This is a genomic window from Aeromonas sp. QDB31, from assembly GCF_027707605.1.
Lineage (GTDB): Bacteria > Pseudomonadota > Gammaproteobacteria > Enterobacterales > Aeromonadaceae > Aeromonas > Aeromonas media.
The window spans coordinates 312,566-339,365 of sequence record NZ_JAPCIX010000001.1 but is presented as its reverse complement, the minus strand read 5'-3'; the positions used below and the strand labels follow the sequence as shown (position 1 = coordinate 339,365).

Sequence of the window (26,800 nt, the reverse complement as noted above, 5' to 3'; positions counted from 1 at the left end):
CGAGCTTCCTTCCGGCCCCACCCGCAGAGCGCCGCCGTGAATAGACGGTTATTTTTTCTGCGCTTATAATCGCCGCACCGTGCCATAACGAAACACAAGGAGGTAAAACATGGTTATCCAAGCGTGCCCGATCATTTCGGCCCGCCTGTTCGGCACATTTGCCTGCTCTTGCCTGCATACCATCGCGCTGCGATAGCGGGTTCGAGCAAAGCCGACTCCTTCCACACCGAGACCTTTCTCGACCGTTGTCGCCAGCGCTCCTGATGACAGGGATTTCTGATCCCGCCATTTAAGAGAGCAAGAGCATGACGACACTGATGAGTACCCACTCCCTGCAGATGACTGCGGGACACCTCCCCTTGTTTGACCACATCAATCTCGGCATCCAGAGCGGCGATCGCCTGGGCCTGATTGGCGCCAATGGCTGCGGCAAGAGCACACTGCTCGCCCTGCTGGCCGGTGAGTTGCAACCCCATGACGGACGGGTGCAGCAGGCCGCCCCCTGCCGCTGCGAGTTCGTGGCCCAGCACCTGCCCCCAAGGCTGCAAGGGCTCCACACCCGCGCCGTGCTGCAGGATACCCTGGGGGGTGACCCCGCCGCCGACTGGCAGGTGGACAAGATGCTGACCGAGCTGCAACTCGAAGAGCAGGCCGAATTACCCGCCAGCGCCCTGAGCGGCGGCCAGCACACCCGGTTGCAGATAGGCCGCGCCCTGCTGCGCCAGCCCAACCTGCTGCTGCTCGATGAACCCAGCAACCACCTGGACTTGCCCGCCCTGCTCTGGCTGGAGCAGTTCCTCCTTGGCTGGCGGGGCGCCCTGGTGCTGGTCTCCCACGATGCCCGCCTGCTCGATCGGGTGACCCGCGAGACCCTGATCCTGCGGGACGGACGACTCCATCGCTTCGCCCTGCCCTGCAGTCAGGCCAGGGTGGCGCTGGCCGAAGAGGACGAGCAGGCCCGCCTGCGCCGGGCCGACGAACAAAAGGAGATAGACCGCCTGAGTGCCAGCAGCAAGCGCCTCGCCATCTGGGGGCGCGAGTATGACAACGAGAAGCTGGTGCGCCAGGCCAAGTCCATGGAAAAACGCATCACCCGCCTGCAGGAGGAGCAGAGCCAGGTCGCGGCGCCGGCCCCCTGGCGCCTCGAGCTGCACGGGCAGGCACTGCCCGCCGATGCACTGATGCGACTGGAAGCCCTCGAGGTGCGCCCCGCCCCCGGCTTGCCGCCCCTGCTGCGGGCTGAGGATCTCTGGTTGCGGGCTGGCGACAGGGTCGCCCTGCTCGGCGCCAATGGCACCGGCAAGTCCTCTCTGCTGCGCCAATGCTGGCGTGAGCTGGCTTCGCAGGTGGCGGGGGAAGGCTGGTACTGCCACCCCGGCGCCAGCATCGCCTATTACGATCAGTCCCTGCAGCAGCTGGACGACAACGCCACCCTGAGCGACGCCCTCTATCCCCTGGCGCCCTTGCCGGAGGTGACACGGCGCCAGGCGCTGATCCGCGCAGGCTTCCCCTACTCCCGCCATGGCCAACGGGTGCACGCCTTGAGCGGGGGCGAGCGGGCCAGGCTGCTGTTTCTTGCCCTATCGCTCGGCAGCCACCATCTGCTCTGGCTCGATGAACCCACCAACCACCTGGATCTGGCGGGCAAGGAGGAGTTGGCCGAGGCCTTGAACGCCTTCCCCGGGGGCGTCTTGCTGGTCTCCCACGACCGGGATCTGATCGAGCGCAGTTGCAACCGCTTCTGGCTGATCAGAGACAGACGCATCCAGGAGGCCCACAGTGCCGAGCGGGCCTATGCAGAGCTGATCGACCAGCAGCAGAGGCCACTAGCTGGCGGGCCATCCGGGCACGACGCCCGCCAGGCCACTGCCAGTGCGGAGGATGACGAAGAGGCCCTGCTGGCCCGCTGGTATGAGCTCGATGCCCTGCTGGCCGCCGATCTCGCCCGCAAGCCCAGGCACCAGACCACGCGGCTGCAGCAAGAGTGGCGCCATGAGCTGGCAAGACTGGCCGGCCTGCTCGGGCTTGTCGAATCATGAGCACAGCCATAAACCACCTTGGCCATCCCCCCCTGTTTGACTCAACACAAGCGGCCAGCCACGGCTGGCCGCAAGGAGCCACCATGACTTCAACTACACCGCCAGAAATAAGGCTGGATCCCGTCACCGAGGCCGACCTGCCCCACATCTATCGCGGCCTCTCCGATCCGCGAGTCATCGCCTACTACGGCGTCAGCTACGACAGCCTGACGGTATGCCAGGCCCAGATGGATTGGTACGCCGAGCTGACCCGCACGGGTCGCGGCGCCTGGCACCTCGTTCGTGACCGGCACACGGACGAGCCGCTGGGGGCCATCGGCTACAACGACGCTGACCCTGAGCACCGGCGAGCCGAGCTGGGCTACTGGCTCTATCCCGAGTATTGGGGCAAGGGGGTGATGAGCGCGGCGCTGCGACTGTGGCTCCCGCTGACTTACCGCACCACAGAGCTGCACCGGCTGCTGGCGGTGGTGGAAGAGCCCAACCTCCCCTCCGCCCGCCTGCTGGAGCGGGCCGGCTTTCATTACGAAGGCACGGCGCGAGGGTGCGAGTGGAAGGAGGATCGGCCTGTCTCCCTTCGCCACTACGCCCTCTTGCGAAGCGACCTGCCAGACCTTTAAGCACCACCACATCTGATAGCCAGCAAAAAGCCCCGCACTGCGGGGCTTTTCTCATCCAGAGGAGGGCTCACTTGATGGCGCAGACGTCGCCTGACGCCGCGCGACGGCGCCTGCGCCGCCACAGGGAGAAGCAGGCGTACCCCAGACTGAGCACGACGGCGTAGAGTACCTGGGAGGCGAGCGCCACCAGCACGGCCGCGCAGAGCAAGACACTCACCCCCGCCAGCCCCTTGCCCGTGCCGCCAAGCAGACGCCAGCCCGCCGCCATGCAGAGCAGATAGACCAGCACAAAGTTGCCGTTGGCGTAGCGGATGAGTTCATCGAGCGGCAGCCTGAGCCAGAGGATCAATGTGATGGAGACGAGGCAGATGGCGAGCACCCAGCACAGGGCGTTGAGGGGCGCGCCCCGGGCCGACAGCCGGGCCAGGGAGACGGGCAGCTTGCCTTCGCGCGCCATGCTCCAGATTAGGCGCGCAAACCCTTGCAGGTAGATGTTGATGCTGGCGAAGCAGGAGAGGTAGCCGAGCACCGCCACCAGCCACTTGGCGGTGGGGCCGAACAGCAGGGAGAGCAGGGCCGGGATGGCGGTGGCATTGGTCGCCTCGTCCCCATAGAGGCCGTATTTGAGCACCACCAGGGAGTGCACCCAGTAGATGAGCCCCGCCAGCAGCACGCCGCCGAGCAGGGCCAAAGGATAGTCCCGCTCCGGTCGCTTGAACTCCTCCCCCATGTGGGCGAAGGCTTCCAGCCCCACGAAGCACCAGAACATCACCGCCAGCGCCGTGCCCATGGCGGGCCACTCGGCGGCCGTCGGCAGCGGCCGGGCGGCGTCGCGCCAGCTGAGATCCCCCTTGAACCAGATGAGCAGGGTCAGCCCCAATATGGCCAGGGCAATCAACAGTTGCAGGTTGCCGGAGGAGCGCGCCCCCCGCAGCCCCAGCAGGAAGACCCCGAGCAGGGTCAGCAGCTGGATGGCCCACAGGGTCAACTCCCCCATGTCGAACAAGGCGTGCCAGAAACCGGCGGCTATGGTGAGGGCGGCAGGCAGCCCCACCGGCAGCACCGCCAGAAACAGGAAGGCGGAGAAACGCTCGGCACCGTTGCCAAAGGCGAGCCCGATGAGGTGCGGCGCCCCGCCCGCATGGGGATAGCGGCGCCCGAGGCGGGCGAAGGTAAAGGCGATGGGCAGCACCAGTACGATGAGCAGCACCCAGGCCCACAGCGACGCCCCTCCCGCCAGCGACGCCGCTGTCGCCGGTACCACGAAGATCCCGGTGCCGAGCAATGAGGTGGCGAGCAACCCCATCCCCTGCCAGAGCCCGAGATCCTTTTTCAACCCAGACATATCCTTTTGTCCCGTCTAGAAAAACATCCTGCCATGTTAGGCCGCCACCACGGCTTTGTTAAGCACTCTGCGCCGCAAACAAGAAAGCCGCCTCTTGGGAGGCGGCTTCTTCATTCAACAGCGTAACCGGAATTATCAGGCAATCAGCTTGTAGATGATGCCGGACATGGCGATCAGGCCAATCAGGGTCACGAAGCCGTTGCTGAGGTTGCCGGCGTATTTGCGCATGGCCGGGATCTTGGCGACGGCGTACATCGGCATCAGGAACAGCAGCATGGCGATGATGGGGCCACCCAGGTCTTCGATCATGCCGAGGATGCTCGGGTTGATGGTGGCGATGGCCCAGGTGGTCAGGATCATGAAGACAGCGGTCACCTTGTTCAGCTGCTTGATCTCGACCTTCTTGCCCTTCTCGCGCAGCGCCTTGGCCATCAGGCCGTTCATGCCTTCTTGCGCACCCAGGTAGTGACCCAGGAAGGATTTGCTGATGGCAACCAGGGCGATCAGCGGTGCCACTGTGGCGATCACCGGGTTGTCGAAGTGGTTGGCCAGGTAGGAGAGGATGGAGATGTTCTGTTCCTTGGCAGCCGCCAGGTCAGCCGGGGAGAGGCTCAGTACGCAGCTGAATACGAAGAACATCACTGTCATCACCATCATGACGTGGGCACCCAGCAGTATGTTGCTGCACTTCTTCTCCGCCTTCTCGCCGTAGCGGCCTTTGTTGTCCACCGCGAAGGAGGAGATGATCGGGGAGTGGTTGAAGGAGAACACCATGACAGGGATGGCCAGCCACAGGGTCTTGATGAAGTCACCGTTGAAGGCTTCGGACAGCGCAGGCGCTTCGGTCACAATGGCACCGTTCCAGTGCGGGATCAGGTAGAGCGCCAGGCCCATCAGGGTGATCACGAAGGGGAACACCAGCACGCTCATCGCCTTGACGATCACCTGGCCGCCGAGGCGAACGATCGCCATCAGACCCAGGATCAGCACCAGCGACAGGATGGCACGGGGAGGCGCCGTCATGCCCAGCTGGTGAACCATCAGGCTCTCTACGGTGTTGGTGATGGCCACCGAGTACATCAGCAGGATGGGGTAGATGGCAAAGAAGTAGAGCAGGGTGATGAACTTGCCTGCGGTCTTGCCGAAATGCTCTTCCACTACTTCGGTGATGTCACCATCACGGGTGGAGCCGGACAGCACGAAGCGGGTCAGGCCGCGGTGGGCGAAGAAGGTCAGCGGCAGGGCCAGCACCAGCATGGCCACCAGTGGCCAGAGGCCACCGACGCCGGCATTGATCGGCAGGAAGAGGACACCGGCACCGATGGCGGTACCGTACAGACCCAGCATCCAGACCAGATCGGCCTTGTTGATGCCACGGGAGGAGGCGTTGCTCAAGCTGCCTTCAACTGCAATATTCATGTCAGACATAGGGATGTTCCTGTCATCAAGGAAAGTGGATTCTTACTAGTCGGTGGGCATGGGCCCGGTTCCCTCTCCCTGGAACACCTGCTGTTCGTCCTTTTTTATTCTCAGGCCCCGGCCATTTGGCCATCACTCCATGTGACAACCAAATCGCAACAAACGAAGGCATGAGATCGTGATGCTGAGGGTGTCGCTCGCGCCATTTAACAAATCGGCAACGGCCACCTCATCCGATGAGCTGACTCTAGTTAAAAGGCCCTATTAATCACAGCGTTTTTTTGAATTAATCAACCAAAATTTGATTCCAGTCGCCTTTCAAACGAGCAAGATCACATTACATACGCCATGTTGCGAAATTTTTTTAACAAATCAAAAATAGGTGGTGGTTTAAAACACCCCTGAAAAGAGCAACAAAGCAGTTACAACCCCCGCGACAGCGTGCCGATTGTCTCCCGCCCTCCCTTGGCGTACCCTTGGTTTTCCCCCTCTGCCGCTTGCTGAACATGACCATCACCCGCACCGATCTTGCCGAACTGGCGGTATTTGCCGCCGTCGCCCGCCACCGCAGTTTCAGCAGGGCCGCCCTCGAACTCGGGGTCTCGGCCTCGGCCCTGAGCCATTCCCTCAAGGGCTTGGAGAGTCGTCTGGGGATCAGGTTGCTCAATCGCAGCACCCGGGCCGTGGTGCCGACCGATGCGGGGGAACGCTTGCTGACGCAGTTGCTGCCGACCCTGGGTCAGCTGGAGGAGGCGCTGGAGGAACTGACTCGCCATGGCGATGAGCCGGTCGGCAGGTTGAAGATCTGTGCGCCCAGGGCCGCCATTCAGGAGGTGCTGGCCCCTGTGCTTATCGACTATCTGGTGCGCTATCCGCGCATGCAGGTGGAGGTGGTGGAGCTGGAGCTGATACCGCGCCTCATCGAGGATGGCTATGATGCCGCCCTCTTCTATGGGGACATACTGCCCAAGGAGATGATAGCCGTGCCCCTGGGTCCGTTGCAGCGCTACCTGGTGGTGGGCTCCCCCGACTACCTGGCAAGGCGCGGCATCCCTCGCCACCCCTCGGATCTTCGCCAGCACGACTGCATCGGTTATCGCCTCACCCCCCATCACCACTATCGCTGGGCCTTTGCCGCCGATGGCGAGCTGCTGGAGATCGAGGTGAGCGGGCCGCTGACCACCAGCACCCCCGCCCTCTACCTGGGGGCGGCCGAGGCGGGCCTGGGACTGGCCTACTGCTATGAGGAGGAAGTGAGCGACGCCCTGGCGGCGGGGCGACTGGTGACGGTGTTGTCCGACTGGAGCCCCACCTTTGCCGGCTTCCATCTCTACTATCCCAGTCGCCACCAGCTGGGCCAAGGCCTGCGGGCCCTGATAGACATGTTGAAGGCCCATCATAGCCCGCAAAACTGATGAGCAATATTCATCAATCCATCAAATAAACACCGGATTATCAATAGAAAGATAAGAATCTACACTGTGCCTTCGATCCCCCAACCCGCAGAAGCACAGCTATGTCAGCCTATTTCATTCGCCGCCAGCGGGCCATGACCCGTCGTTTCTGGGGCTATGCCCTCCCCTCCATCATGGCCATGCTGGTCTCCGGTGCCTATTACCTGGTGGATGGCATCTTCGTCGGCCACTATGTGGGGGCCGCCGGTCTCGCCGGGATCAACCTGGTCTATCCGGTCATCATGGTGCTGATCGGCCTCGCCGCCATGATAGCCATGGGGGCGGCGACTGCCATCTCCCTCCAACAGGGCGCCAGAAACCTCACCCTGGCTCGCCAGGCCCTGGTCAATGCGCTTTGGCTGCTGTTGATCCTGGGCACGGTAGCACCGCTACTGCTGCACCACTGGCACATCAACATCCTGCTGACCCTGGGCATTGACCAGGATAGCGACGCCTGGCAGCAGGCCAGCGACTACCTCACCTGGATTGGGGGTGGCACCCTGCTGCTGGCCAGCAACCTGGCGGTGCCCTATCTGCTGCGCAACGACGGCCGACCTCGCCTCGCCATGGTGCTGGTGAGCGGCGGTGCCCTGCTCAACATACTGCTCAACTACATCATGGTCGGCCGCCTGGGGCTGGGACTGGTGGGCACGGCCCAGGCCACCCTCATCTCGGAAGGGGTGGTCAGCCTGCTTGGCCTTGGCTATTTCTTTACCTCCCGCGCCAGGTTGCGGCTGGAATGGCGCCAGCTGGTGCCCTGCTTCCCGGCCATGCCCAACCTGCTGTTCACCGGGCTGCCGAGCCTGATCGCCCAGTTCAACCTGGGACTGTTGCTGCTGCTGCACAACAGCCAGCTGATGGTGCACGGCTCGGTCAAGGATCTGGCGGGCTTCACCGTGGCCGGTTACACCGAGGCGGTGTTCATCGTGATCCTGCAGGGGCTGGCCTTCGGCATTCAGCCGCTGATCAGCCAGGCCACCGGCGCCGGACGCCAGCGGGATCTCAGATTCCTGATGGCCATGGGGCTCAAGATCACTCTCATCTACGGTCTGGTGGTCTGGCTGCTGATCCAGCTACTGCCCCGCCAGGTCGCCATGCTCTACACCGGGGATCAGGATGCCGAGCTGCTGGCCGCCGCCGTCAGCAGCCTGACTCTCAACCTCGCCGCCATACCGCTGGAGGGGATCATCATGTTCGGCATAGTGCTGCTGCAATCCATGGCTCGCACCCGCCAGGCCCTGGTCATCTCGGCCGCCAAGACGGCACTGCTGCTGCCCCTCATCTTCCTGCTGCCGCTCTGGTGGGGCCGCGACGGTGTGCTGCTGGCCCAGCCCGCAACCGTACTGCTGCTGACCCCGCCCCTGTGCTGGCTGCTGTGGCGGGAGTGGAGTCGCCTCACGCAGGCCAAAGCCCCCCGCCACCCGCGCCGCCCCCTGGTACAGGTGAGGAAAGAGGTGATGACGAGATGAGACCTCAGGTTTTCTGCCGCCCATAAAAAAAGTCCCCGCAATGCGGGGACTTTTCACAACAGATGCAGAGGGGTGTTAGCAGTAGCCGTAACCCAGCAGGCGCTGGTAGCGCTGCTCCAGCAACTGGTCGCTGTCCAGCGGGCGCAAGGCCGCCAGGTCTTGCTTGATGCGATCCTTCAGGCGCTGGGCCATCAGCTCCACATTGCGGTGGGCGCCGCCGAGGGGCTCTTCGACGATGCTGTCGATGAGCTTCAGCTCCTTCAGGCGCTGGGCCGTGATGCCCATGGCATCGGCGGCCACCGGGGCCTTGTCGGCGCTCTTCCACAGGATGGAGGCGCACCCTTCCGGCGAGATGACGGAGTAGGTGGAGTACTGCAGCATGTTGACGCGATCGCCGACGCCGATGGCGAGCGCGCCGCCGGAGCCGCCTTCACCGATCACGGTGCAGACCACGGGCACGGTCAGGCCGGCCATCACTTTCAGGTTGCGGGCGATGGCCTCGGACTGGCCACGCTCCTCGGCACCCACGCCGGGATAGGCACCCGGGGTGTCGATGAAGGTGATGATCGGCATCTTGAAGCGCTCGGCCATCTCCATCAGGCGCAGAGCCTTGCGGTACCCTTCCGGGCGCGGCATGCCGAAGTTGCGACGGATCTTCTCTTTGGTCTCGCGACCCTTCTGCTGACCAATCACCATGACGGGCTCACCGTCCAGGCGGGCGATGCCGCCGACGATGGCCTTGTCATCGGCATAAGCGCGATCACCGGCCAGCTCGTCGAAGTCGGTGAAGATCTGCTCGATGTAGTCGAGGGTGTAGGGGCGCTGGGGATGACGTGCCATCTGGGACACCTGCCAGGCACCCAGATCGCCGAAGATCTTCTTGGTCAGCTCTTCGTTTTTCTTCTCCAGCCGACGGATATCTTCGCTGAGATCCACGGCACTGTTGTGCTCGCTCACATGGCGAAGTTCATCGATCTGTGCCTGCAATTCGGCGATCGGCTGTTCAAAATCCAGAAAAAGACTCATAGGGACAATAGATCCTCTAATCAAAAACCAATTCAACCCGCTCTCGTCCAAGCAGGACTCGCAAGTCATCTATCAGTTGATCGGTGGGCGTCACCCGCCACTCGGTACCGAGCGTCAATCGCGCCCGGGAGCCGGGCCGACGATAGTTTACCTGAACCGGACAGACTCCGGCACGGGCGGGCTCCAAAATCTCGCACAAACGCGGGAAAAAGCGTTCGTCAATGCGTTGTTCATCGAGGGAAATGCGGATCGCCCTGGCGAAACGCTCCCTCGCATCGTTGATATCCAGCAATTCGCGGGCCGACATTTTAAGGCCACCGGAGAAGTCATCAAAGCTGACCTGTCCAGAAACCACTAAAATACGGTCTTTTTGCATCAATTCTTCGTATTTTTCCAGCGCTTCACTGAACAGGGTCACATCCAGACGGCCGGATCTGTCGTCCAGGGTGAAGATCCCCATCTTGTTACCGCGCTTGGTCACCATGCTGCGGGCCGCGATCACCAGCCCCGCCGCCGTGGTCACTGTGTCCCGGGAGGTGGGGTGCAGATCGCACAAACGGCCCGAGGTATAGCGACGCAGCTCGCTGCTGTACTGGTTGATGGGGTGGCCGGTCAGGTAGAGCCCGAGGGTCTCGCGCTCCCCTTCCAGCCACACCTTGTCGGGCCAGTGCGGCACGTTGGCGAACGCCTTCTTGACGTCGTCTATCTCCTCGGTGAGCACCCCGAACATGTCGACCTGCCCCACCGCCTGGGCTTTGGCGTGCTGTTCGGCGGCGCGCATGGCTTCCTCCAGCGTCGCCATCAGGGCGGCGCGGTGCGGGCCGAGCCGGTCCATGGCGCCGGAGAGGATCAACTTCTCCATCACCCGCTTGTTGAGCTTCTTGATGTCGACCCGGTTGCAGAAGTCGAACAGGTCGCGGAACGGGCCATCCTGATCCCGCGCGCTGAGAATGGCATCGATGGGGCCCTCGCCGACCCCCTTCACCGCACCGATACCGTAGACGATATGGCCATCTTCGTTGACCGAGAAGCGATAGCGGCCGGTGTTCACGTCAGGGGGTATGACGGTGAGCCCCATGCGCTGACACTCGTCCACCAGCGTCACTATCTTGTCGGTGTTGTCCATGTCGGCGGTCATGACCGCCGCCATGAACTCGGCCGGGAAGTGGGTCTTGAGCCAGAGCGTCTGGTAGGAGACCAGCGCGTAGGCGGCGGAGTGCGACTTGTTGAAGCCGTAACCCGCAAACTTCTCCACCAGATCGAAGATCTTGATCGCCAGTTCGCCGTCGACGCCGTTCTTGACCGCCCCTTCCTCGAAGCCGGAACGCTGCTTGGCCATCTCGGCGGGGTTCTTCTTGCCCATGGCCCGGCGCAGCATGTCCGCGCCGCCCAGGGTATAACCCGCCAGCACCTGAGCTATCTGCATCACCTGCTCCTGGTAGAGGATGATGCCGTAGGTGGGCTCCAGTATGGGTTTGAGGCTCTCGTGCTGCCACTTCTCGTCCGGGTAGGAGATAGCCTCCTTGCCGTGCTTTCGCTCGATGAAGTTGTCCACCATGCCGGACTGCAGCGGGCCCGGTCGGAACAGCGCCACCAGGGCTATCATGTCTTCGAAGCAGTCGGGCTGCAGCCGCTTGATGAGATCCTTCATGCCGCGAGATTCAAGCTGGAATACCGCCGTGGTCTCGAAGCGCTGCAAGAGGGCGAACGACTTCTTGTCATCGATGGGGATGGCGGCGATGTCGACCGGCGGTTTGCCCTCTTTGGCGAGGCGCGGGTTGATCATGCCGAGCGCCCAGTCGATGATGGTGAGGGTCCGCAGCCCCAGGAAGTCGAACTTCACCAGACCCGCGTACTCCACGTCGTTCTTGTCGAACTGGGTCACCGGGTGGTGGCCGGAATCGTCGCAGTAGAGCGGCGCGAAGTCGGTAATCTTGGTGGGGGCTATCACCACGCCACCGGCGTGTTTGCCGGCATTGCGCACCACACCTTCCAGCCGGCGCGCCATGTCGATGAGGTCCTTGACCTCTTCGTCCTGCTCGTAGAGCTCCGGCAGCTTGGGCTCGGCCTCGAACGCCTTGGCCAGCGTCATGCCCGGATCCGGTGGAATCAGCTTGGAGATGCGATCCACGAACCCATAGGGGTGGCCCAGCACACGGCCCACATCCCGCACCACAGCCTTTGCCGCCATGCTGCCGAAGGTGATGATCTGGGACACCGCCTCCCGGCCATACATCTCGGAGACGTGCTCGATCACCTCGTCCCGTCTGTCCATGCAGAAGTCGACGTCGAAGTCGGGCATGGAAACCCGCTCGGGGTTCAAGAAACGTTCGAACAGCAGATCAAACTCGAGGGGATCCAGATCGGTGATCTTGAGGGCATAGGCCACGAGCGACCCCGCCCCCGATCCCCGACCCGGGCCAACGGGGATGCCGTTGTCCTTGGACCACTGGATAAACTCCATCACGATGAGGAAGTAACCCGGGAAGCCCATCTGGTTGATCACCTTGAGCTCGATGTCGAGGCGCTCGTCGTATTCGCCACGCTTGGCGGCGCGTACCTCGGGATCCGGGAACAGGAAGGCCAGGCGGTCTTCCAACCCTTCCTTGGACTTCATCACCAGGAAGTCTTCGGTGGTCATGTCGCCGGTCGGGAAGTTCGGCAGGAAATACTCCCCCAGACGCACCGTCACGTTGCAGCGCTTGGCGATCTCCACCGTGTTTTCCAGCGCCTCCGGGATGTCGGCAAACAACTCGCACATTTCTTCCTGACTGCGCAGGTACTGCTGCGGGCTGTAGCGGCGCGGACGGCGCTTGTCCATCAGTGTGTAGCCGTCGTGGATGGCGACCCGGATCTCGTGGGCATCGAAGTCGTCGGCCCCGAGGAATACCACCTCGTTGGTGGCCACCACGGGCAGATCGAACTCGGCGGCGATGGCCACCGCCATGTGCAGGTAGACCTCTTCGTCGGGTCGGCCGGTGCGCAGCAGCTCCAGGTAGTAGGCATCCGGGAAGTGGGTCTGGTAGAAGGCGAGACTCTGCTCCACCATCTGGCGGTTGCCCTTGAGCAGGAACTTGCCGAGATCCCCCTCGCGCCCGCCACAGAGCACTATCACCCCCTTGGCGTGTTCGACCAGCCAGCCCTTGTCGATGACGGGTCGCCCCTGCACGTGGCCACGCTGGTAGCCGCGGGAGATGAGCAAGGTGATGTTCTGGTAGCCGTCGTTGTCCATGGCGAGCAGGGTGAGGCGGAACTGCTCGTCGCCGAGCTCATCGCTCTGCACCCAGAAATCCGCACCGACGATGGGCTTGATCCCCTTGCCGTGGGCGGAGCCATAGAAGCGCACCAGACCGCACATGTTCATCTGATCGGTCAGGGCCAGCGCCGGCATGTTGTTGGCCGCGGCCGCCGAGACGATGGGGCCAATCTTTTGCAGGCCATCGACCATGGAGAAGTCGGAGTGGACCCGCAGGTGGACGAAGCGAGGATCGGCCATGGTTATTCGATCCCCAGAGCCCGGCGCACCGGTTTGAAGCTCTGCCGATATTCGGGCAGGGGGCCGCGCTCAGCCAATATGGCGAGGTGTTCGGCAGTGGGATAACCCTTGTGGCGGGCGAAGCCGTACTCGGGATGGCGGCTATCCAGCTCGGTCATCTCGGCATCCCGGGTCACCTTGGCAAGGATGGAGGCGGCGCTGATGGCGGCCACCAGGCTGTCGCCCTTGACCACGGCGCGCGCCTCCATCGGCAGAGCCGGGCAGCGGTTGCCGTCGATAAAGACCAGTTCAGGTGTCATAGAGAGGCCCGCCACGGCGCGCTGCATCGCCAGCATGGTAGCGTGCAGTATGTTGAGCTCGTCGATCTCCTGCGGGGTGGCACGGCCTATGGACCAGGCCAGGGCCTTTGCCTTGATCTCGCCGTACAGGGCGAGGCGTTTCTTCTCGGAGAGCTTCTTGGAGTCGGCAAGACCTTCGATCGGGTTCGCGGGATCCAGGATCACCGCGGCGGTGACCACGTCACCCACCAGAGGGCCGCGACCCACCTCGTCAACCCCGGCAACCAGCTTGTCTTGTGGAATATCGATCGTCATATCACAGCCTTGAATCAAAACCGGCCCCGCAGGGCCAGTATCAGCACAACATAACGCCAAAAGCGCGCCGCCAGCCATCCTATCTGTCGAGTAGCTCGGCAACCGCCTCGGCGGCCTGCACATCGGCGTTGCAGCGGATTTTCTGGTGCAACTTGGTGAAGGTGGCGATGAGCTCGCTGTTGTCGTGCTCCAGCAACTTGCTGACCTCTTCCACCAAGTTGGCCGGGGTGCACTCATGCTGGATGAGTTCGGGCACCAGCATCCTGTCCGCCAGCAGATTCGGCAGGGAGACATACTCCGTCTTCACCAGCCACTGGGCCAGCCAGTAGCTGAGCGGCTTGAGCTTGTAACCCACCACCATGGGCCGCTTCACCAGCATGGCTTCCAGCGCGGCGGTGCCGGACGCCAGCATCACCACGTCGGCGGCGATCATGGCCTCACGGCCCTGACCATCCAGCAGCACCATGTCGAGATCCGGCGCCACCTCGGCCTTGATGGCGAGGAACTGCTCGCGCCGCGTTTCGTTCACCAGCGGCACTATGAAGCCGAGATCCGGGCAGTGCACCGTCAGATGCTTGCACGCCTCGAGGAAGACCGGCGCCATGAAGGCTACCTCCGCATGCCGGCTGCCAGGCAGCACCGCCAGCCAGCGACGGGCGGGATCGATGCCGAGCTCCTTGCGCACGGCGGCCTGATCCGGTACCAGGGGGATGTCGTCCGCCATGGTGTGCCCCACGAAGCGGCAGGGAGCATCGAAACGGTCGTAGAAGGCTTTCTCGAACGGCAGGAAGGCGAGCACCATGTCGGTGGCGGCCTTGATCTTGTGAATGCGGCCCTGACGCCAGGCCCAGACCGAGGGGCTGACATAGTGGACCGTCTTGATACCGGCGCGGCGCAGTTTCAGCTCCACCCCGATATTGAAATCCGGTGCATCCACCCCGACGAAGATGTCCGGGGGATTGGCAATGAAGTGGCGCAGCAGCTCGCGGCGCACCTGGAGGATCCGGGACAGACGTCCCAGCACCTCGCTGATGCCCATGACGGAGAGCTCGTCCATCTCGAACAGGGCCTTGACGCCCAGGGCCTGCATGCGCGGCCCGGCTATCCCCTCGAACTGCGCATCCGGATAGCGGCGCTGCAGCTCGCGCACCAGCCCTGCGGCCAGGATGTCGCCGGAGGTCTCTCCGGCGACGATGCCGATGCGGATGGGCTTAGGCACGGATGATCCCGCGCTCGTTGTCCTTGAGGAAATCCACATAGAGCTGGACGGCCGGCTCGGTGGCCGCCATCTCGCTCAGCACCGGCAGCACCTCTTCGATGGTCTTGCCGGAGCGGAAGATCTCCTTGTAGGCACGCTTGACGGCCGAGATGGCCTCAGGCGTAAAGCCGCGACGACGCAGCCCCTCGGAGTTGACCCCGAACGGCTTGGCGTAGTTGCCGGCAGCCATCACGTAGGGCGGCACGTCCTTGTTCAGGGCGGCGCAGCCACCGACGAAGGCGTGGGAGCCGACGCGGCCGAACTGGTGAATGGCAGACAGACCGCCGAAGATCACGAAGTCACCGATGTGAACGTGGCCCGCGAGGGTCGCGTTGTTGGCGAAGATGCAGTTGTCACCGATCATGCAGTCATGGGCCACGTGCACGTTGACCATGAACAAGTTACCGCTGCCGACCCGAGTCAGGCTCTGATCCTGGGTGGTGCCGCGGTGCACGGTGCAGTTCTCACGAAACACGTTGTTGTCGCCGATCTCGAGGAAGGTGCGCTCACCGGCGTACTTCTTGTCCTGGCAATCCTCACCGATGGAGGTGTGCTGGAAGATCTTGTTGCCACGACCTATCTTGGTCGGGCCCTTGATCACCACGTGGGAACCCACCCAGGTGTCGTCACCGATCTCCACCTCGGCACCGATGACGGTAAAGGGGCCGATTTCCACCCCTTTGCCAATCACGGCAGACTCATGGACGATGGCGGTATCGTGGATGATGGCAGTCTGGTCAATCACGGTTACACCTCGCGTTTGGCGCACATCAGTTCGGCGGTACAGACAATTTCACCATCGACGGTGGCAACGCCGGTAAACTTGGCGATGCCGCGACGTTCCTTCAGGAACTCCACGTCCAGCACCAGCTGATCACCAGGGCCGACCGGACGCTTGAAGCGGGCGTTGTCGATGGAGGCGAAGTAATAGAGCTCGTTGGGGGACGGTTTGCCCACCATGGTAAAGGCCAGGATACCGGTCGCCTGGGCCATGGCCTCCAGGATCAGCACGCCGGGGAACACCGGCTTCGCCGGGAAGTGCCCCTGGAAGATCGGCTCGTTGAACGAGACGTTCTTGATGGCGCGCAGGGTCTTGCGCTCATCGCTGATCTCGTAATTTTCCACCTTGTCCACCATCAGGAACGGATAACGGTGGGGCAGCAGATCCATGATTTCCTGGATCCCCAGGCTTTTCTTTTCAGTAGTCAAAACAGTACCCTATACCAATCGTGATTATTCTTGATCCAGCTTTTTCTCAAGTCGGCTCAACCGCTTGTGCATCTCTTCGATACGCATCACCCGGGCGGCGGTCTTGCGCCACTCTTTATTGGTTTGCAGGGGGATGCCGGAAGAGTAGATACCGGGCTCGGTAATGGGTCGCATCACCATGGCCATACCGGTGACGGTGGCCTGGTCGCAGATCTCCATGTGCCCGTTAAAGACGGAAGCGCCGCCAATGATACAGTATTTGCCGACCTTGAGACTACCGGCCATCACGGTCGAGCCCGCCACGGCGGTGCCGTAACCAATCTCGACGTTGTGGGCGATCTGGCACTGGTTGTCGATGATGACGTTGTCCGCAATGCGGGTGTCTTCCAGGGCACCGCGGTCTATGGTGGTGCAGGCACCGATTTCCACCCGGTTGCCGATGGTCACGCCGCCAAGCTGGGGGATCTTGATCCACTCGCCACGCTCGTTGGCATAACCGAAACCGTCGGCCCCGATCACGGTGCCGGCTTGCACCAGACAATCCGTGCCCAGAGTCACGTTGTGATACAGGGTGACGTTGGCCCACAACCGGGAGCGCGCTCCCAGTCGGGTGTTTTGGCCAACGAAACAGCCCGGGCCGATGCGCACATCATCACCCAGCACGACGCCGGATTCGATCACCGCATTGGCGCCGATGGCCACTCTCTCGCCCAGTTGCACATCCGCCGCGATGACGGCGCTCGGATGGATATCCGTGGCCGGCTGCGGGGTGGTGTCCAGCAGTTGCGCTACCCGGGCAAAGCCCACATAGGGGTCTTTGAGCACCAGGGCATTGGTGGGGCAAAACGGCAGGTCCGCCTCAGTGATGAGCACGGCAGTCGCCTTGCTCTGCTCCAGGAAATGCCGGTACTTCTTGTTGGACAGGAAGGCAATCTCCCCCTCCCCGGCTTTTTCCAGTGTCGCTACCTTGCGGATTTCCCGGGTCCCATCCCCATGGACCTCGGCCCCCAGTTGCTGGGCCAGCTGTGCGAGAGTGAATACCATCAATTAGTTGCTCTTGCTTACCTGAGAGATAACCTGGCTGGAGATGTCCAGCTTGCTGGCGGCATAGGGCGCAGCATTGCGCTCCAGCACCAGATCATAACCATTGCTCTTGGCGATGGAATCGATGGCAGCTTGCACCTTGGTCAGGATCTTGTTGCGCTCTTCGGACTGACGACGGCCGTTGTCCTGCTCGAACGCCTGACGCTTCTGGTTGAACTCCATCTGCAGTTTGGCCAGTTTTTCCTGATTCTGCTTCTTCTGTTCGTTGCTCATGAAGGCTTCGTCCTTCTTGAACTTCTCGACCAGAGCCTGACCGTCGGATTCCAGTTTCTGCAGCTCGCGCATACGCGGCTCGAACTCGCCCTTCAGTTTCTTGGCCACGGCTTCACGCTGGGGCAGCTTTTGGAAGACTTCGCCCATGTCGACCACGGCGATCTTGGTCTCAGCCCAGGCGGAGCCCATACCGGCAGCCATCAGTGCAAAACTCAAACCAGCTACTTTCAACGCTTTATTCACACTTACTCCTTGGTCCCTCGGTCGAGGGCTACCTGATTTACCTGATTGTGCAAGCGATCTCTGGGACCGGCTTGTTACCTGGTGAGGCACGCACGCTGCGCGTCCCATCATTGAATACCCCCTGGTGGGGGCGGGCCCGCCTTTAGAAGGTACGGCCTATGTTGAAGGAGAAGACTTCGGTATCGTCCCCTTCGTATTTTTTGAGCGGCTGCGCCAGCACGAACACCAGGGGCCCCATGGGAGAGAGCCACTGCAGTGACAGACCGGCCGACATCCGGATATTGCTGGGGTCGGAGTAATCCATCAGATAGTTGCAACCACTGAAGCAACGGTTCTGGTACTGGCCATATTCGAAGGTGGTATCCCACACGGTACCGGCATCGATGAAGAAGCTGGTCCGCAGCTGCGGCTGGTAGCTTTCAGACGCGAACGGCGTCGGCACTATCATCTCGAGGGAGGCCACCGCCAGGGCATTGCCCCCCACAGAGCTGTCGGTACCCTGGATCACGTCGTTACCGCCCAGGTTGTAGTAGTAGAGCGCCTTCGGACCGACTGTGTTGCTCTTGAAGCCACGCAGGGTGTCGAAGCCACCGGCGTAGTAGTTTTCGAAGAAGGGCAGCACGTGGTCGTAGTCACCGTTGCTGCCGTAGCCATTGCCGTAAGAGGCGCGGGCCTTGGCCAGCATGACCCACTGGTGGTCGGCATCAAACGGGAAGTAATGGGAGTCTTCGGCGTTGAGCTTGAAGTACTGCAGGTCCATGCCCGGCACAGTCACCTTGGCGTTCACCCGCTGACGGTCACCGGCAGTCGGGAACTGACCCTTGTTGAGGGTGGAGCGAGTCCAGCCAGCGGTGACGTCCACTGTGTTGAACACCATGCGGTTGTCGCCGTCCAGGTTGGCCTGGTAGACCTTCCAGAACTCATCCACCTGCACATAGGGGTTGGGCTGGGACAGCTTGTTGTTCTCGTAGCCGAGGCTGAAGTCGAGACGGTTGTTCTCGTTGACCGGGAAACCGCTGGAGAGGCGGAAACCTATGGTGGTGTTCTCGTAGTCAACGATGTTGGCATCGGCCGCACTGAACTTGTTGTAGTAGAGGCGGCCGCCCAGGCTGACGCCATCGACGGTGAAGTAGGGATCGTTGTAGCTGAGGTCGATGTTCTTCGAGTAGTCGTTGGTGCTGGCGTTGATGCCAATCTTCTTGCCGGTCCCCATGAAGTTGTCTTGCTGCAGGCCCGCCTGCAGGCTCAGACCAGACTCGGTACCGTAGCCGATGCCGGCGTTGATGGAACCTGCCGGTTGCTCCTTGACCTTGAAGTCCAGATCGACCTGATCGTCGCTGCCCGCCACCCGCTTGGTGTCCACTTCCGCGGTCTCGAAGAAGCCGAGGCGGTTGAGACGGGTCTTGGACTGCTCGACGTTGTCGGAGGAGAGCCAGGTGCCTTCCATCTGACGCATCTCGCGACGCAGCACTTCGTCCTTGGTGGTGACGTTGCCGCTGAAGTTGATGTTGCGCACATAGACCCGGGGACCCGGCTCTATGTTGACGATCAGCTCCACTTCCTTGGTCTGGTCATTGACCTGGGGGAAGGTGACCACTTTGGGGTAGGCGTAGCCATAACGGCCGAGGAACTTGGAGAGTACCTCTTCGGTGTGAGTCACCTGGCTGGCGGAGTAGACGCTGCCGACCTCGATGGGGATGAGCCCCTTCATATCGCTGCCACGGTCGATGAGATCGCCCTTGAGCTGCACGCCGGAGACCTTGTACTGATCCCCTTCCTTGATGTTCAGGGTGACGTAGACGCCCTTCTTGTCAGGGGTCATCGAAACCTGGGTGGACTCCTGAGCGAAACGGATGTAGCCGCGGTCCATGTAGTAGGAGCGCAGCACTTCGATGTCACCGGCCAGCTTCTGCTTCTGATAGCGCTGATCACCGGTAAAGTTCCACCAGGGCACATCGTCCTTCAAGGAGAGCTGGGCCAGCAGTTTCTCTTCCGGGAACACCTGGTTGCCGACGATGTTGATCTGCTGGATCTTGGCCGCTTCCCCTTCCACGAAAGTGAACTTGAGGTCGACCCGGTTGCGGGGCAGCGGGGTGACGATGGCCTTGACCTTGGCGGAGTACTTGCCCACGCCGTAGTAGAAATCTTCCAGTCCCTTCTCGAGGGAGCTCAGGACGGTGCGATCCAGGGGATCACCGACGCGGATGCCGGAGGACTCCAGGCTCTGGGTCAGCTGCTCCTCCTTGATGTCCTTGTTGCCGGAAAACTCGATGCTGGAGATGGTCGGGCGTTCCTTCACCACGACTTGCAGCACCTGGCCGTCACGATAGACCTTGACGTCCTCGAAGTTGCCGGAGGCATAGAGCTTCTTGATGGCGTTGGCCAGGGCCACCGAGTCCACTGAGTCACCGACCCGGACCGGCAGATTCAACAGGGCGGCGCCCAGGGTCACCCGCTGCAGACCCTCGACCTGAATGTCTTGCACCACAAAAGAGGCAGGGGCCGCCTGAGCCAGGAAGCTGGCTCCCAGCAGGCAACTCAACACCAATGCTTTTTTAACAGCCATTTTGTTCTTATGTGTCCTTGTTGATGCTCTAGCCTCAGAGGCGAGCGAAATCATTAAACAGCGCAATGCCCATCAGTAACATCAGAATGGCGGCGCCTATCCTGAACCCAATTTCCTGAATTTTTTCTGGTACCGGCTTGCCGGTGACTGCCTCGATGAGGAAGTAGACCAAATGGCCTCCATCCAGCACCGGCAGGGGGAACAGATTGATGATCCCCAGGTTGACACTGATGAGCGCCAGAAAACCGAGGAAATAGACCAACCCGTAATCTGCGCTGCTGCCGGCACCCTTGGCGATGGAGATGGGGCCGCTCAGGTTGTCCAGGGAGACGATGCCACCGATCAGCTTGCCGATCATGTCAAAGGTCAGCGTGATCAGGCTCCAGGTCTTCTGGACCCCATGCCACAAGGCTTGCAAAGGCCCATACTGTAACAGAACTCGATACTCATCCGGTAATGGAACCAGTTGCGGCGACAAGCCGACGAAGCCGACCAGCTGGCCCCGTACTTTTTTCACATCCGGGGTCAGAGTCAGGGTCAGATCGCTGCCACCGCGTTCCACCGTCACCTGCAGTGGCTGCTCCGGTGATTGTTGCACCCGCAGGACAAACTCAGCCCATTCGGTGATCGCCTGATCCCCCACGCCCTTGATGCGATCGCCCACCTGCAAGCCCGCCTTCTCGCTGGCGCTCGAGGGCACTATGGCCTGCACCACCGGCAGCACCTTGCCGCCGAGGGGTACTATCCCCAGGCTGCCGATGGGAGATTCCTTGTCCGGATCGAAGGTCCAATCCCCCAGCATGAGTGTCTTGTCCACCGCGTAGCTGGCGCCTTGCGCCTTCAGCCTGAGCTGGACCGAATCATCACCCAGATGGCTGATGAGGGCATAGGTCACACTCTCCCAGTCCCCGGTCTGCTCGTCGCCGACGCCGACGATCTCCATGCCGGGCTCGATGCCGGCCTGGGCCACGATGGAGGCCGGGCGCACCTCGCCGACCACCGGCTTGACGCTGGGCACGCCTATCATGAACATCAGCCAGAAGGCGAACAGGGCGAACACGAAGTTCGCCATGGGGCCGGCCGCGACGATGGCCATTCGCGCCCAGACGCTCTTGTGGTTGAAGGCCTGTGCCTCCTCCCCCGGCTTGAGCTCGTCGACCCGGCCGTCCAGCATCTTGACGTAACCACCCAGCGGGATCAGGGCCAGCACATACTCGGTGCCGTCCTTGCCGACGCGGCGCCAGATAGCCTTGCCAAAGCCGATGGAGAAACGCTCAACCTTGACACCACAGCGGCGGGCTACCCAGAAGTGACCAAATTCATGCACCGCCACCAGCAGCCCCAGGGCCACGATGAAGGCACCAATATTCCATAACAACGCGCCCATCAGCCGATCACCTCGGGGTCATGTCCAGTTCGGCGCTCGAGGGCGTAGAGAGCGGCACCAGGCCACCACAGTCCGTTCATACGGCAAGCTCCTCTATCAGTTGCTGGGCATGGGCACGGGCCCTGCCATCCAGCGCAATCAGATCCTCCAGCGAACCTGCGGCACTGGTGCCCAGTGTCGTCATGATGGATTCGTTGACTCTGGCAATATCCATAAATCCAATGCGCTCTGCAAGAAAAGCCGCGACGGCCTCTTCATTGGCGGCATTGAGAGAGGTAGTCGCCGCCTGCCCTTGCTGGCAGGCCGCCATGGCCAGTGCCAGGCAGGGATAACGGGCGTAGTCGGGGCGGATAAAGCTGAACTCTCCGACACTGAAGAAATCCAAAGGTTCCACACCGGACTCAATCCTGGCCGGGTAGGCCAGGGCGTGGGCTATGGGGGTACACATGTCCGGGTTGCCGAGCTGGGCCAGCACAGAGCCGTCCTTGTACTGCACCATGGAGTGGATCACCGACTGGGGGTGGATCACCACCTGGATCTGCTCCGGGAGGGCGTTGAACAGCCAGCGCGCCTCTATGTACTCCAGCCCCTTGTTGATCATGGTGGCGGAGTCCACCGAGATCTTGGCCCCCATGGACCAGTTGGGGTGCGCCACCGCCTGGGCCGGCGTGACCCTGGCCAGCTCGTCGATGTCGGTATAGCGGAAGGGGCCGCCTGAGCCGGTCAGCAGTATCTTGCTGATGCCCGCCCCTGCCAGATCGCAGAAGCCCGGCTCGCGCTGAATAGCCTCGGGCAGGCACTGGAAGATGGCATTGTGTTCGCTGTCGATGGGCAGCAGCTCGGCACCATGGTGGCGTACCGCCTCCATGAAGAAGGCACCGGACATCACCAGGGCCTCCTTGTTGGCCAGCAGGATCCGCTTGCCGGCACGCACGGCGGCCATAGTGGGTGCCAGACCCGCCGCACCGACGATGGCCGCCATGACGCTGTGGGCGTCAGGGTGAGCGGCCACTTCGCACAGGGCAGCCTGACCAGAGAGCACCCGGGTGGCGCAGCCGTGGGTCTTGAGGCGCCCGGCCAGATCGCTGGCGGCGTTCTCATCCACCATGACGGCGAAACGGGGGGAGAATTCGAGACAGTCCCGCACCATGGCGTCCACGCTGCGAGCCGCAGTCAGCGCCAGCACCTGCCAGCGCCCCGGATTCTGCCGCAGCACCTTGAGGGTGCTCTGACCGATGGAGCCGGAGGCTCCCAGAATGACCAGATTGCGCATCAGAACTCCTGACCGAGTAACAGATAGCTGAGCAGGAAGACGGGCAGCGCCGCCGTCAGGCTGTCGATGCGATCGAGAATGCCGCCGTGGCCCGGCAGCAGGGTGCCGGAATCCTTGATGCCGGCCTCCCGCTTGAACATGCTTTCGGTCAAATCGCCGAGCACGGACGCCAGCACCGCCAGCAGGGAGCAGAGCAGTACCACCCCCATCTTGGCCGGCACGAAGCCCATGAACCAGGTCACGCCGATGGCCAGCACGCTGGCGGTAAAGAGTCCGCCCAACATGCCCTCTATGGTTTTACCCGGGCTGACGGCCGGGGCCAGCTTGTGCTTGCCGAACGCCTTGCCGAAAAAATACGCGCCAGAATCTGCCGCCCAGACCAGGCCCATGACGAACAGCAGGATCCAGGCCCCCATCATGGGGTCGTGATAGAAGTTGTACCCACGGATGGCCACCAGGGACCAGAAGAAGGGCACCAGGGTCACCAGACCGAACAGGGACTTGAGCCAGACGGACTCCTTCCACAGCCTGGCGCTGCGGGGGTAGCGCAGCACCAGCAGCAGCCCGAGCAGCCACCAGCTGATGGCGGTCCAGAGCACGCCCATCACCAGCGGATGCAGCTGGGGGATCCAGAGTTGCTCTACCGGCACCCAGAACAGGCTGGCACCGAGCAACAGGCAGAACACCAGCGGCAACCATTGTTGCGGCTGGGCAGAGACGAAGGCGCTCCATTCACGGCTGGCCAGCAGAAAGACCAAGGCAGCGAGCAGGGCAAAGAATTTCAATGGCAGGAAAAACAGTGCCCCCAACACCAGGGGTACTAACAGTAATGCGGTAATAATTCGTTGTTTTAGCAAAAGAAACCTCTCTCTTGGGAGCGGGGTTTAGCCGGTCTGTTGCGCGGCGATCAATTCCCGTATCTGTTCACCCGTACACCCGAAGCGACGTTCGCGAGCAACGAAGGAGGCAACTGCCCCGCTGAACTCGGCCTCGTCAAAGTCGGGCCACAAGACCGGGGTAAAATAGAGCTCGGCATAAGCAAGCTGCCATAACACAAAGTTGCTGATGCGATGATCCCCGCCGGTGCGGATCAGCAGATCCACCGGAGGCAGGTCGGCCATGCAGACCTGGCGTGCCAGCGCCTCTTCATCGACCGCCTCTGCATCCAGCTCGCCCGCTGCCACGGCGCGAGCCAGCTTGCGGGCCGCCTGGGCGATGTCCCACTGGCCGCCATAGTTGGCGGCGATGTTGAGGGTCAGTCCCTGGTTGCCGGCGGTCAGGGCCTCGGCCTTGGCGATCTTGGCCTGCAGCCGTTCACTGAAACGGGCGGTATCGCCGATCACCTTGAGCCGGATGCCATTGCTGTGCAACTTGTTCACCTCGCGGCCAAGCACCGTCATGAACAGCTCCATCAGGGCATTGACCTCCCCTTCCGGGCGGCGCCAGTTCTCACTGGAGAACGCGAACAGGGTCAGCGCCTCCATCTTGGCACGGGCGGCAAAGGCCACGGCCTCACGCACGGATTTCACGCCCGCCTTGTGGCCAGAGACCCGCATCTTGCCACGGTTCTGAGCCCAGCGACCATTGCCATCCATGATGATGGCGACGTGACGAGGCAAGGACGAGCTGGCGCTATCGCCTAACGCTGCCAAAAGCGACATTCATTTCTCCCACAAAGACAAAAGCGCCGTGCAGGGGCACTACACGGCGCTCGTAATATACCTGTCGGAGGCTTAGATTTCCATTAGCTCCTTTTCCTTCGCGGCCAGGGCGTCATCCACCAGCTTGACGAAGGCGTCGGTCAGTTTCTGGATCTCTTCCTGGGCGCGACGGTCGTCGTCCTCGGAGATCTCCTTGTCCTTCAGCAGAGCCTTCAGATCGGCGTTGGCATCGCGACGGATGTTGCGCACGGCAACCCGGGCACCTTCGGCTTCGGCACGGACGATCTTGGTCAGATCGCGGCGACGCTCTTCGGTCAGCGGGGGCAGCGGCACACGCAGAGTCTGGCCGTTGCTGGACGGGTTCAGGCCCAGATCGGAGGTCAGGATGGCTTTTTCCACCGCCTGGATCATGGAGCGATCGAAGATGGAGATGGACAGGGTGCGGGCATCTTCTGCCACTACGTTAGCCAACTGTTTCAGAGGAGTGGCGGCACCGTAATACTCCACCTGGATACCGTCGAGCAGGCTCGGGTGAGCACGGCCGGTACGGATCTTGGACATCTGGGTCTTGAGCGCTTCTACGCTCTTGGCCATGCGGTCCTTGGCGTCGTTTTTAATCTCGTTGATCACAGTGGTTTTCCTTTTGGCGAACGAGCCGGCATGCGGCCCGTATCTATCTTGTTTACTGGCGTAATGGACAAGCGCGCCAGGCGGCTCAGGCTTGTCTTACTTGCTGACGTGGTGGATCAGGGTACCTTCCGGCTCACCCATGATAACCCGACGCAATGCACCCGGTTTGTTCATGTTGAACACCCGGATCGGCAGATCGTGGTCGCGGGCCAGGGTAAAAGCAGCAAGATCCATCACTTTGAGTTCTTTTTCAAGAACTTCATCATAACTCAGTTCTTGATAGAGCACTGCATCCGGGTTCTTGACCGGATCATCGGTGAACACACCATCGACCTTGGTGGCCTTGAGCACCACGTCGGCTTCGATCTCGATGCCGCGCAGGCAGGCTGCGGAGTCGGTGGTAAAGAAGGGGTTGCCGGTACCGGCGGAGAAGATCACCACCTTGCCGGCACGCAGCTGGCTGATGGCCTCGGCCCAGCTGTAGGAATCGCAGACACCCTGCAGGGAGATGGCAGACATCAGACGGGCATTCACATAAGCACGATGCAGGGCATCACGCATGGCCAGGCCGTTCATGACGGTCGCCAGCATGCCCATGTGGTCACCCACCACGCGGTTCATGCCCGCCTTGGCAAGACCGGCACCACGGAACAGGTTGCCGCCGCCAATGACCAGACCGACCTGAACACCCAGCTCAACCAGCTCTTTGATCTCTTGGGCCATCCGCTCCAGCACCGCTGGATCAATGCCAAAACCCTCGGATCCTTGCAGGGCTTCACCACTCAACTTCAGAAGAACACGTCTGTATGCAGGCTTGGGATTGGTACTCATGTCACTGATTCCTGGTCATATAAAGACCGCGACATAAGTCGCGGTCTGGGGAAACGGAAAAACCGGTTCGATTAGGCCTTTTGAGCGGCCGCGATCTGGGCTGCAACTTCAGCCGCGAAATCGGTCTCTTGCTTCTCGATGCCTTCGCCCACTTCGAAACGGGTGAAGGAAACAACGTCAGCGCCTTCTTTCTTCAGCAGCTCAGCCACAGTGATGGACGGATCCTTCACGAAGGGTTGACCAGTCAGGGAAACCTCACCGGTGAACTTCTTCATGCGGCCTTCAACCATCTTCTCGGCGATGTCTTTCGGCTTGCCGGAGTTGATGGCGATGTCGATCTGAATTTCGCGCTCTTTGGCAACGACTTCAGCAGACACGTCTTCAGGCTTGACGAACTGCGGGCTGTTGGCAGCGACGTGCATGGCCAGATCTTTGGCCAGGTCGGCAGTACCACCGGTCAGCTTGGTGATAACACCGATACGGGAACCGTGTACGTAGGTGCCCAGATTGTCACCTTCAACCAGCATCACGCGACGCAGGTTCATGTTCTCACCGATCTTGGCGATCAGGTTGGTGATGGTCAGCTCGACGGACTCACCGTTACCGAAATCGGCGGCCTTCAGGGCGTCGATGTCAGCAATTTTCTGGGTCGCGGCGATGTCGGCGATCTTCTGGCCCATGGCCATGAAGCTGGCGTCTTTGGCGACGAAGTCGGTTTCGCTGTTCAGCTCGATCATGGCGGCAATGTTGCCTTCGGTACGGGCGAAGATCACGCCTTCAGCGGCGATACGGCCCGCTTTCTTGGCGGCCTTGGCCTGACCGGATTTGCGCATGTTCTCGATGGCCAGCTCGATGTCACCAGCGGCTTCTTCCAGCGCTTTTTTGCAATCCATCATGCCAGCGGCAGTGCGCTCGCGCAGTTCTTTTACCAGGGCGGCAGTAACGTTAGCCATGTCCAGTATCC

Annotated in this window: 22 protein-coding genes; 4 read left to right on the top strand and 18 right to left on the bottom strand. The window is 61.8% G+C overall.

The window, feature by feature from the left end; genetic code table 11:
- The first annotated feature begins 305 nt into the window (after positions 1–305).
- Together PG898_RS01540 and PG898_RS01535 are read left to right on the top strand one after the other, a co-directional pair.
- On the top strand, positions 306–2,039 hold the full coding sequence (locus tag PG898_RS01540; RefSeq protein ID WP_270823380.1) for an ABC-F family ATP-binding cassette domain-containing protein: 1,734 nt from the start codon (positions 306–308) through the stop codon (positions 2,037–2,039).
- Between the two features lie 83 nt (positions 2,040–2,122).
- Positions 2,123–2,659 carry a GNAT family N-acetyltransferase gene (locus PG898_RS01535; protein ID WP_270823379.1) on the top strand — a complete coding sequence of 179 codons (537 nt, stop codon included), beginning with the start codon at positions 2,123–2,125 and terminating at the stop codon, positions 2,657–2,659.
- Between the two features lie 67 nt (positions 2,660–2,726).
- Here the strand turns inward: PG898_RS01535 and yjeH are convergent, their stop codons facing one another.
- Positions 2,727–4,004, bottom strand: coding sequence for an L-methionine/branched-chain amino acid transporter (yjeH, locus tag PG898_RS01530; RefSeq protein WP_270823378.1), 1,278 nt, complete (start codon positions 4,002–4,004; stop codon positions 2,727–2,729).
- Positions 4,005–4,139: 135 nt separating this feature from the next.
- Complete coding sequence (locus PG898_RS01525; protein WP_161507448.1) at positions 4,140–5,432, bottom strand: HAAAP family serine/threonine permease; 1,293 nt, start codon at positions 5,430–5,432, stop codon at positions 4,140–4,142.
- Between the two features lie 497 nt (positions 5,433–5,929).
- Here PG898_RS01525 and PG898_RS01520 point away from each other — a divergent pair, with 497 nt between their 5' ends.
- The gene (locus PG898_RS01520) at positions 5,930–6,838 is read left to right on the top strand and encodes a LysR family transcriptional regulator (RefSeq protein ID WP_270823416.1); all 909 of its coding nucleotides are present in this window, start codon (positions 5,930–5,932) and stop codon (positions 6,836–6,838) included.
- Positions 6,839–6,939: 101 nt separating this feature from the next.
- Positions 6,940–8,346 (top strand): MATE family efflux transporter, encoded by a 1,407-nt coding sequence (locus tag PG898_RS01515; RefSeq protein WP_270823377.1) that lies wholly within the window; start codon positions 6,940–6,942, stop codon positions 8,344–8,346.
- Between the two features lie 75 nt (positions 8,347–8,421).
- Here the strand turns inward: PG898_RS01515 and accA are convergent, their stop codons facing one another.
- The 16 genes from accA to tsf form a co-directional block, all read right to left on the bottom strand.
- Positions 8,422–9,372 carry an acetyl-CoA carboxylase carboxyl transferase subunit alpha gene (accA, locus tag PG898_RS01510; protein ID WP_005330832.1) on the bottom strand — a complete coding sequence of 317 codons (951 nt, stop codon included), beginning with the start codon at positions 9,370–9,372 and terminating at the stop codon, positions 8,422–8,424.
- Positions 9,373–9,388: 16 nt separating this feature from the next.
- A complete protein-coding gene (gene dnaE / locus PG898_RS01505; protein WP_005330830.1) occupies positions 9,389–12,868 on the bottom strand; it encodes a DNA polymerase III subunit alpha in 3,480 nt (1,159 codons plus the stop codon).
- Between the two features lie 2 nt (positions 12,869–12,870).
- Positions 12,871–13,461, bottom strand: coding sequence for a ribonuclease HII (gene rnhB, locus PG898_RS01500; protein WP_270823376.1), 591 nt, complete (start codon positions 13,459–13,461; stop codon positions 12,871–12,873).
- Between the two features lie 79 nt (positions 13,462–13,540).
- A complete protein-coding gene (gene lpxB / locus PG898_RS01495; protein ID WP_270823375.1) occupies positions 13,541–14,680 on the bottom strand; it encodes a lipid-A-disaccharide synthase in 1,140 nt (379 codons plus the stop codon).
- Complete coding sequence (gene lpxA / locus PG898_RS01490; protein WP_161507452.1) at positions 14,673–15,464, bottom strand: acyl-ACP--UDP-N-acetylglucosamine O-acyltransferase; 792 nt, start codon at positions 15,462–15,464, stop codon at positions 14,673–14,675. Before lpxA ends, lpxB begins: the two co-directional genes overlap by 8 nt.
- 2 nt (positions 15,465–15,466) lie before the next feature.
- Positions 15,467–15,928: a 3-hydroxyacyl-ACP dehydratase FabZ gene (gene fabZ / locus PG898_RS01485; RefSeq protein WP_041206255.1), complete on the bottom strand. Its 462-nt coding sequence runs from the start codon at positions 15,926–15,928 to the stop codon at positions 15,467–15,469.
- A gap of 24 nt (positions 15,929–15,952) precedes the next feature.
- Positions 15,953–16,972 (bottom strand): UDP-3-O-(3-hydroxymyristoyl)glucosamine N-acyltransferase, encoded by a 1,020-nt coding sequence (gene lpxD, locus PG898_RS01480; RefSeq protein WP_216366611.1) that lies wholly within the window; start codon positions 16,970–16,972, stop codon positions 15,953–15,955.
- Positions 16,973–16,975: 3 nt separating this feature from the next.
- Positions 16,976–17,488: an OmpH family outer membrane protein gene (locus PG898_RS01475; RefSeq protein ID WP_042649524.1), complete on the bottom strand. Its 513-nt coding sequence runs from the start codon at positions 17,486–17,488 to the stop codon at positions 16,976–16,978.
- Positions 17,489–17,630: 142 nt separating this feature from the next.
- Positions 17,631–20,054: an outer membrane protein assembly factor BamA gene (bamA, locus tag PG898_RS01470; RefSeq protein WP_270823373.1), complete on the bottom strand. Its 2,424-nt coding sequence runs from the start codon at positions 20,052–20,054 to the stop codon at positions 17,631–17,633.
- A 34-nt stretch (positions 20,055–20,088) separates the two neighbouring features.
- Positions 20,089–21,441, bottom strand: a complete 1,353-nt coding sequence (gene rseP, locus PG898_RS01465) for a sigma E protease regulator RseP (protein WP_270823372.1) — start codon at positions 21,439–21,441, stop codon at positions 20,089–20,091.
- Positions 21,442–21,517: 76 nt separating this feature from the next.
- Positions 21,518–22,714, bottom strand: coding sequence for a 1-deoxy-D-xylulose-5-phosphate reductoisomerase (ispC, locus tag PG898_RS01460; RefSeq protein WP_270823371.1), 1,197 nt, complete (start codon positions 22,712–22,714; stop codon positions 21,518–21,520).
- The gene (locus tag PG898_RS01455; protein WP_041206258.1) at positions 22,714–23,571 is read right to left on the bottom strand and encodes a phosphatidate cytidylyltransferase; all 858 of its coding nucleotides are present in this window, start codon (positions 23,569–23,571) and stop codon (positions 22,714–22,716) included. The genes ispC and PG898_RS01455 overlap by 1 nt, the downstream gene beginning before the upstream one ends.
- Positions 23,572–23,598: 27 nt before the next feature.
- Entirely contained in the window at positions 23,599–24,375 is a 777-nt protein-coding gene (uppS, locus tag PG898_RS01450; RefSeq protein ID WP_139436553.1) for a polyprenyl diphosphate synthase, read from the bottom strand.
- 72 nt (positions 24,376–24,447) lie between these two features.
- Positions 24,448–25,005, bottom strand: coding sequence for a ribosome recycling factor (gene frr / locus PG898_RS01445; RefSeq protein WP_025327914.1), 558 nt, complete (start codon positions 25,003–25,005; stop codon positions 24,448–24,450).
- A 96-nt stretch (positions 25,006–25,101) separates the two neighbouring features.
- Positions 25,102–25,836 carry a UMP kinase gene (pyrH, locus tag PG898_RS01440; protein ID WP_025327915.1) on the bottom strand — a complete coding sequence of 245 codons (735 nt, stop codon included), beginning with the start codon at positions 25,834–25,836 and terminating at the stop codon, positions 25,102–25,104.
- Between the two features lie 71 nt (positions 25,837–25,907).
- Positions 25,908–26,789, bottom strand: coding sequence for a translation elongation factor Ts (tsf, locus tag PG898_RS01435; protein ID WP_025327916.1), 882 nt, complete (start codon positions 26,787–26,789; stop codon positions 25,908–25,910).
- Positions 26,790–26,800 lie beyond the last annotated feature (11 nt).

Coding starts and splice junctions, on each gene's coding strand:
- rseP (WP_270823372.1), bottom strand. CDS start 21,441: ATGGGCGCGTTGTTATGGAATATTGGTGCCTTCATCGTGGCCCTGGGG.
- tsf (WP_025327916.1), bottom strand. CDS start 26,789: ATGGCTAACGTTACTGCCGCCCTGGTAAAAGAACTGCGCGAGCGCACT.
- dnaE (WP_005330830.1), bottom strand. CDS start 12,868: ATGGCCGATCCTCGCTTCGTCCACCTGCGGGTCCACTCCGACTTCTCC.
- rnhB (WP_270823376.1), bottom strand. CDS start 13,461: ATGACGATCGATATTCCACAAGACAAGCTGGTTGCCGGGGTTGACGAG.
- PG898_RS01515 (WP_270823377.1), top strand. CDS start 6,940: ATGTCAGCCTATTTCATTCGCCGCCAGCGGGCCATGACCCGTCGTTTC.
- PG898_RS01535 (WP_270823379.1), top strand. CDS start 2,123: ATGACTTCAACTACACCGCCAGAAATAAGGCTGGATCCCGTCACCGAG.
- uppS (WP_139436553.1), bottom strand. CDS start 24,375: ATGTCGCTTTTGGCAGCGTTAGGCGATAGCGCCAGCTCGTCCTTGCCT.
- accA (WP_005330832.1), bottom strand. CDS start 9,372: ATGAGTCTTTTTCTGGATTTTGAACAGCCGATCGCCGAATTGCAGGCA.
- PG898_RS01520 (WP_270823416.1), top strand. CDS start 5,930: ATGACCATCACCCGCACCGATCTTGCCGAACTGGCGGTATTTGCCGCC.
- ispC (WP_270823371.1), bottom strand. CDS start 22,714: ATGCGCAATCTGGTCATTCTGGGAGCCTCCGGCTCCATCGGTCAGAGC.
- pyrH (WP_025327915.1), bottom strand. CDS start 25,836: ATGAGTACCAATCCCAAGCCTGCATACAGACGTGTTCTTCTGAAGTTG.
- bamA (WP_270823373.1), bottom strand. CDS start 20,054: ATGGCTGTTAAAAAAGCATTGGTGTTGAGTTGCCTGCTGGGAGCCAGC.
- PG898_RS01540 (WP_270823380.1), top strand. CDS start 306: ATGACGACACTGATGAGTACCCACTCCCTGCAGATGACTGCGGGACAC.
- PG898_RS01525 (WP_161507448.1), bottom strand. CDS start 5,432: ATGTCTGACATGAATATTGCAGTTGAAGGCAGCTTGAGCAACGCCTCC.
- yjeH (WP_270823378.1), bottom strand. CDS start 4,004: ATGTCTGGGTTGAAAAAGGATCTCGGGCTCTGGCAGGGGATGGGGTTG.
- lpxD (WP_216366611.1), bottom strand. CDS start 16,972: ATGGTATTCACTCTCGCACAGCTGGCCCAGCAACTGGGGGCCGAGGTC.